Annotated in this window: 7 protein-coding genes and 1 rRNA gene; 1 reads left to right on the top strand and 7 read right to left on the bottom strand. The window is 71.8% G+C overall.

Going from position 1 to position 5665, the window contains the following annotated elements:
* The coding region (locus QM611_RS03210; protein ID WP_415078459.1) for an NAD kinase at positions 1–1004 on the bottom strand (1004 nt) is incomplete at its 3' end.
* Between the two features lie 264 nt (positions 1005–1268).
* Between QM611_RS03210 and QM611_RS03205 the strand changes: the two genes are divergently transcribed.
* The gene (locus tag QM611_RS03205; RefSeq protein ID WP_415078458.1) at positions 1269–1880 is read left to right on the top strand and encodes a DUF805 domain-containing protein; all 612 of its coding nucleotides are present in this window, start codon (positions 1269–1271) and stop codon (positions 1878–1880) included.
* Between the two features lie 2 nt (positions 1881–1882).
* Here QM611_RS03205 and QM611_RS03200 read toward each other — a convergent pair whose 3' ends face one another.
* The 6 genes from QM611_RS03200 to rrf form a co-directional block, all read right to left on the bottom strand.
* Positions 1883–2689, bottom strand: a complete 807-nt coding sequence (locus QM611_RS03200) for a TlyA family RNA methyltransferase (RefSeq protein WP_415078457.1) — start codon at positions 2687–2689, stop codon at positions 1883–1885.
* Complete coding sequence (locus QM611_RS03195; RefSeq protein WP_415078456.1) at positions 2686–2844, bottom strand: hypothetical protein; 159 nt, start codon at positions 2842–2844, stop codon at positions 2686–2688. Before QM611_RS03195 ends, QM611_RS03200 begins: the two co-directional genes overlap by 4 nt.
* An 18-nt stretch (positions 2845–2862) precedes the next feature.
* Positions 2863–3522: an IMPACT family protein gene (locus tag QM611_RS03190; protein WP_415078455.1), complete on the bottom strand. Its 660-nt coding sequence runs from the start codon at positions 3520–3522 to the stop codon at positions 2863–2865.
* 5 nt (positions 3523–3527) lie between these two features.
* Complete coding sequence (locus tag QM611_RS03185; RefSeq protein ID WP_415078454.1) at positions 3528–4559, bottom strand: HAD-IIA family hydrolase; 1032 nt, start codon at positions 4557–4559, stop codon at positions 3528–3530.
* Positions 4559–5497 carry a hypothetical protein gene (locus QM611_RS03180; protein WP_415078453.1) on the bottom strand — a complete coding sequence of 313 codons (939 nt, stop codon included), beginning with the start codon at positions 5495–5497 and terminating at the stop codon, positions 4559–4561. Before QM611_RS03180 ends, QM611_RS03185 begins: the two co-directional genes overlap by 1 nt.
* A 65-nt stretch (positions 5498–5562) precedes the next feature.
* Positions 5563–5665 (bottom strand): 5S ribosomal RNA (rrf, locus tag QM611_RS03175); the annotation flags it as partial.

Genomic DNA, 5665 nt, shown 5'->3' with positions numbered 1-5665 from the left:
TTCCCTGAGCCTGTCGCGTTCCCTGAGCCTGTCGCGTTCCCTGAGCCTGTCGCGTTCCCTGAGCCTGTCGCGTTCCCTGAGCCTGTCGAAGGGCCGCCGTGCGGGCCCCGCCATCCGTACACGGGCAGTTGGAACTTCCGCACCAACCGGTCCGTGAACGGCGCAGGGTGGAGGCGCGCGAGCCGCACCGGGTCGGTCGAGCGCTGCGCCACGACACGAGCGCCGGGTGGCAAGTCGTGCGAGCGGCGGCCGTCGCACCACAGCACGCCGATGCCGTTCGTGCGAGGCAGCACCTCGATCGCGACGACGGCGGACGGCGAGACCACGAGCGGCTTCGCGAACAGCGCGTGCGCCGACAGCGGCACGACCGCGATCGCCTCGACCTCGGGCCAGACCACCGGCCCGCCTGCCGAGAAGTTGTACGCCGTCGACCCGGTCGGGCTCGAGACGACGACGCCGTCGCATCCGAACGACGTGAGCGGGCGGCCGTCGATCTCGACGACGACTTCCAGCATCCGCTCTCGGCTCGCCTTCTCGACCGTCGCCTCGTTCAACGCCCACGTCTCGTAGAGGGGCGCGCCTGTCGCATCCGTCACCTGCACCGAGAGCGCGAGGCGCTCTTCGACCACGTAGTCGCGCTCGATGACGCGCCGCACAGCGTCGTCGAGCTCGTCGCGCTCGATCTCGGCGAGGAAGCCGACGTGGCCCATGTTGATGCCGAGGATCGGAGCCTTGCCGCCGCGCACAAGCTCGGCAGCGCGCAGGATCGTGCCGTCGCCGCCCAGCACGATTGCCAGCTCGATGTCGACGAGCTCGCTGTCGCGGCCCAGCACGGCAATGCCGTCCAGGAGCGCGGTCTGCTCGCCCATGTCGTCGAGGTCGCTCTGCGCCAGCACGGGTCGCGCGTTCGCGTCGCGCAGCGCGGCGCACACGCGCACAGCGGCCTCCACGGTGTCGTCGCGCTGGGTGTGCAGGACGACGAGGATGTCGCGCTCGTCTGCCATTCCACTCCCGCCCGTCTTCCGCCTGCCCCTCCATTCTGTCGGATCGCCGGCCGCGGCGGCGGCCGGAGCCCGGGTGTCCGCCGCCCGGCACCCCCTGCCCGCACCGACACCCGCTTCCCGCGCCGAAACCCCCTTCCCGCGCCGAAACCCCTTTCCCGCGCCGAAACCCGCTGCGCGGGCCCGGGTCTCGCCGCGCGCAGTGGGTCTCGCCGCGCACACCGGGCACACATGCGGTTGAATGGTGCGACGGATGCGAGGAGGACCATGACGACCGACGGCGTGGATGCAGGCTGGTACCCCGACCCGAGCGGCACGCCCGGCGAGCGCTGGTGGGACGGCGTCCAGTGGACGGCGTCTACGCGCGCCGCATCCGCCTCCCCCACGTACCCTCCGTCGGCGTACGCGACGCCTCCCGCGTACGCCGTCGAGCCGTACAGCCCCGCGGGGACGGCGCAACCGTACGCCCCGTCTCAGCCCTACGCGCAATCCGCGTACGCACTGCCGGTCGGGGCATGGCGCTCCCCCGTCGACGACCGGCCGTTCGTGCGGGGAATGGGCGACGCGATTCGCGTGGTGTTCGCCAAGTACGCCGCCTTCGACGGGCGGGCCTCGCTCGCCGAGTACTGGTGGTTCACCCTGTTCACCGTCATCGTCACGGCGGGCGCCTTCGTGCTCACGATCGTGCCGTTCGCGGGCTTTCTCGTCTTCTACGCGCTCCTCGCGTGGATGCTCGCGCTCATCGTCCCGTCGCTGGCCCTCACCGTCCGCCGCCTACGCGACGCCGGTCTGCACTGGGCGTGGATCTTCTTGTCGTTCGTGCCGTTGGGCAGCATCGCCCTCATCGTGATGGCGTGCATGCCGAGCAAGTACCCGTGACGCTAGCGCGCTGACAGCCCGGCGAGGCGGTCGAGCTCGGGCAGGAACACCGTGGGGTTGCCGTCGCCTCCCGGCCGCAGGTGCACGAGGAACTCGCGGTTGCCGTGCGTGCCGGCCAGGGGCGACGCGATGACCCCGTAGGTGCCGAGTCCTACGTCCCACGCCGCCCACAGCACGTTCGCGACCGCATCGGCGCGCAGGGCCGAACTGGTCACGAGCCCGCCCTTCACCGCCGTGCGCCCCACCTCGAACTGAGGCTTGACGAGCAAGACCACGTCGGCGTCTGCGCTTGCGACCGACGCGACCGGCGCCAGCACGTGCGCGAGCGAGATGAACGACAGGTCGCCGGTGACGACCGACGGCGCGTCGGCGACGCCGCTCGCCTCCGCGAGCGACGCCGGCGTCATGTGCCGCACGTTCCAGCCCTCCACCGACACGATCCCAGGGTCGAGGGCGAGGGATGCCGCGAGCTGCCCGTGTCCGACGTCCACCGCGATCACCGGCTGGGCGCCGCGCTCGCGCAGCACTTGAGTGAAGCCGCCTGTGGACGCGCCCATGTCCAGCGCCACGCGCCCGGCCGGAACCACGTCGAACGCGTCGAGCGCCGCGATCAGCTTGTGCGCGCCGCGGCTCACGTAGTGGTCGGATGCCGCGACCGACAGCGCGGCGTGGTCGGCCACCGGGGTCGAGGCCTTCACCACCGGCAATCCGTCGACTGTCACAAGCCCGTCGGCGATGAGCTTCTGCGCGTGGGTGCGCGAGCGGGCAAGGCCGCGCTCGGCGAGAGCGGTGTCGAGTCGGCTCGTCACGCCGGGCCGCTGTCGAGGCGGCGGGCGAGCTCGTCGTGCAACGCCGCGTAGCCGGCGGCGCGCTCGGCAAGCGGTTGCTCTTCGATCACCTCGAGCGCCGAGACGAGGTCGTCGCGCGCCGAGTCGTCGTGATCGAGTCCACCGGTCCGCTCCATGCGCCCAGAATACGTCTCCTAGCCTCGCGCCGGGACGTCGACGACACGCTCCTCGCCCACTGCCGGGCCGAGCGCTCCTCCCGAGAGGGCAGCGATGTCGTCGCGCAGCCGGGCAATCGCGCTGCGCGGCGCCCACAGCTCGAACGTCGCCGCCGCGGCGTAGACGACGTCGCCGAGCGTAGCCTCGTGGCGCGCGGCCCACTCCCGCAACAGGTTGTCGTAGCGCCCGGCGTCCGCGTGCGGAGCCTCGAGCGTGACGCGCACGAGCGTTCGCCGCCGCACCAGCGACGCGCCATCGAGCGCCTCCGACACCGCTGACGAGTAGGCGCGAACGAGGCCGCCGGCACCGAGCTTGACCCCGCCGAAGTAACGCGTCACGACGGCGACGAGGTCGGTCAGCTCTCGCCGGCGCAGCACCTCGAGCATCGGCACGCCCGCGGTTCCTGACGGTTCCCCGTCGTCGGACGACCTCGCCTGTTCGCCCAGCAGTCCGGTGATCATTGCCGCGCAGTGGTGCGAGGCATCCCACTGCCGTTTGCGGATCGCGGCGATGACCGCTTCCCCTTCGTCGGGAGAGCCGACCGGCACAACGCGCGCGATGAACCGGGATTTCTTCACCGCCAGCTCGTGCTCCACCGCCGCGGCGATCGTCGCGGGGTAGCGTCGCTCGGCGTCCATCTCGTCTACGGACGGTGGAAGGGGTCGGCGTACAGCAGTTCTGGCACGCGCAGCACAAAGATCGCCGCGCCGCTGTCCCAGATCGCGCGCGCGCCGGCGCGCAGCAGGTCGATCTGGCGGTTGCCCTCGGCGACGATGCGCACGTCGGCCCCGTCGACGCGCACGGTCGACGCGCCCACGCTCACGGCGCCGTTCTTGACGACAGCCTCGGGGTAGGGCTCGTGCAGCTCGCTCAGGTCGGACAGGATGAACGTCGGCCGCGAGTCGGGCGGGGCCGCGAGCACGTGCTTCGGCCGGTCGATTCCCGTGAGGATCTGCGCGGACGGGATGCCGGCGCGGTTCGCGCCCAGGATGTCGGTGTCGAGGCGGTCGCCAAGGAACAGGGGATGCCGAGCGCCGAAGCGCGCGACCGCTTCCTCGAAGATCGGGGTCTCAGGCTTTCCCGCCACGGTGGCCAGACGGCCCACCGCCGTGTGCACGGCGGAGACCAGCGTGCCGTTGCCCGGCGCCACGCCGCGGTCGCGCGGAATGGTCCAGTCGGTGTTCGTGGCGATCCAGGGGATGCCGCCCTCCTCCTCCGGGACCTTCAGCGCGAACGCCGCCTCGGCGAGGTCTTTCCAGCCGACCTCCGGCGCGAAGCCCTGCACGACCGCCGCCGGGTTGTCGTCCGCGCTGCGCGTGACCGCGTAGCCTGCCCGCTCGAGCTCGACGACGAGCCCGTCGCCGCCGACGACGAGCACGGTCGAGCCCGCCGGCACACGTTCGGCGAGGAGCCGCATCGCGGCTTGCGGGCTCGTGATCACATCGCTGGGCGCGACGCGCAGACCGAGCTCGCGCAACTGGCCGGCGACTGTGACATCGGTGCGCGACGCGTTGTTCGTGATGTAGCCGAGCCGACGGGTCTCGGCAGCCCGGTTGAGGGCGTCGACCGCGTGCGGGATCGCCTTGTGCCCGGCGTACACGACGCCGTCGAGGTCGGCCAGCACGGCGTCGACGCCGTCCAACGGTGTGCGCGTGGTGCGCGTGAACATGCCCATCAGGTGTCGTCCTCGCCCTCGGCCTGCTCTTCCTCGAGCTCCTCGACGATGACGACGTCGTCTGACGCGAGCTCGTCGTCGAGAACCGCCGCCGCGACCTCGGCGCGCTGCCGCCACCTGGCGGCCTCGTCGTCGCGGCCGAGCTCTTCGAGCACGGCCCCGCGCGCCGCGAACAGCGCGGGGCTCCACGCGAACGCTCGACCGGGATCGAGTTCCGGAATGTCGAGCTCGAGCAGCGCGCGCTCCGGCTGGCCGAGGTCGAGCCGCGCGCCGGAGAGCGCGATCGCCAGTTCCACGCGGACGGCGGTCGGCAGTGCCGCGCGGTCGACCGCACGTCCCACCTCGAGCGCCCGGTCCGGTCGGCCCACGCCGCGCTCGCAGTCCACCATCAGCGCGATCTGGTCGTCACGGCCCGAAATCCGCCGGTAGGTCCGCAACTCGCGCAGCGCCAGCGCGAAGTCGCCGAGCGCGTAAGCGGTGATCGCCACGGTCTCGCGCACGACCGCGATGCGGCCGGCACGGCGCGACGCCGCCAGCGCGTGCCGATGCGCGAGGGCCGGGTCGTCGTCGATCAGCGCGGCCGCCATCGCCAAGTGCTGGGCCACGCCCTCGGCGTTCTCTTTGCTCAGCGTCTTCAGCTCGTTGCGCGCCGCCGGGTTCAGGTCGCGGGCGGTGACGCCCTCCGGAATGTCGGGATCGTCGTGCTCCCGTCGCCGGGAGTCCTGCGGCGGCCGCGACGACGTGCCGTGCTCCCCGTCACGTCTCGGGAACGGCTTGCGCTCCCCGTCACGTCTCGGGAAGGGCTTCCGCTCCCCGTCACGCTTCGCGAACGGCTTCCGCTCACCGTCACGGGAACGGCGCGAGCGCCCGCCATCCTGGCTTCGCCCGCCTTCCGCACCGCGGCGTGGTCCACGATCCCTGCGTCCGTCACCTGCCATGAGCGCCTTCCGTAGCGTTAACGAGAAATGGCCACCCAACTCTGGGTGGCCATTTCACGAAAGAAGTCCGGCGGTGTCCTACTCTCCCACAGGGTCCCCCCTGCAGTACCATCGGCGCTGAGAGGCTTAGCTTCCGGGTTCGGAATGGGACCGGGCGTTTCCCTCTCG

The sequence above is a fragment of the Microbacterium sp. genome, from assembly GCF_047606685.1.
GTDB lineage: Bacteria > Actinomycetota > Actinomycetes > Actinomycetales > Microbacteriaceae > Microbacterium.
This window is presented reverse-complemented; position numbering and strand designations above follow the sequence as displayed.

Bases quoted from the DNA above. Each gene is read 5' to 3' on its own strand.
- QM611_RS03195 (WP_415078456.1), bottom strand. From the start codon at position 2,844: ATGGAGCGGACCGGTGGACTCGATCACGACGACTCGGCGCGCGACGAC.
- QM611_RS03180 (WP_415078453.1), bottom strand. From the start codon at position 5,497: ATGGCAGGTGACGGACGCAGGGATCGTGGACCACGCCGCGGTGCGGAA.
- QM611_RS03185 (WP_415078454.1), bottom strand. From the start codon at position 4,559: ATGGGCATGTTCACGCGCACCACGCGCACACCGTTGGACGGCGTCGAC.
- QM611_RS03190 (WP_415078455.1), bottom strand. From the start codon at position 3,522: ATGGACGCCGAGCGACGCTACCCCGCGACGATCGCCGCGGCGGTGGAG.
- QM611_RS03205 (WP_415078458.1), top strand. From the start codon at position 1,269: ATGACGACCGACGGCGTGGATGCAGGCTGGTACCCCGACCCGAGCGGC.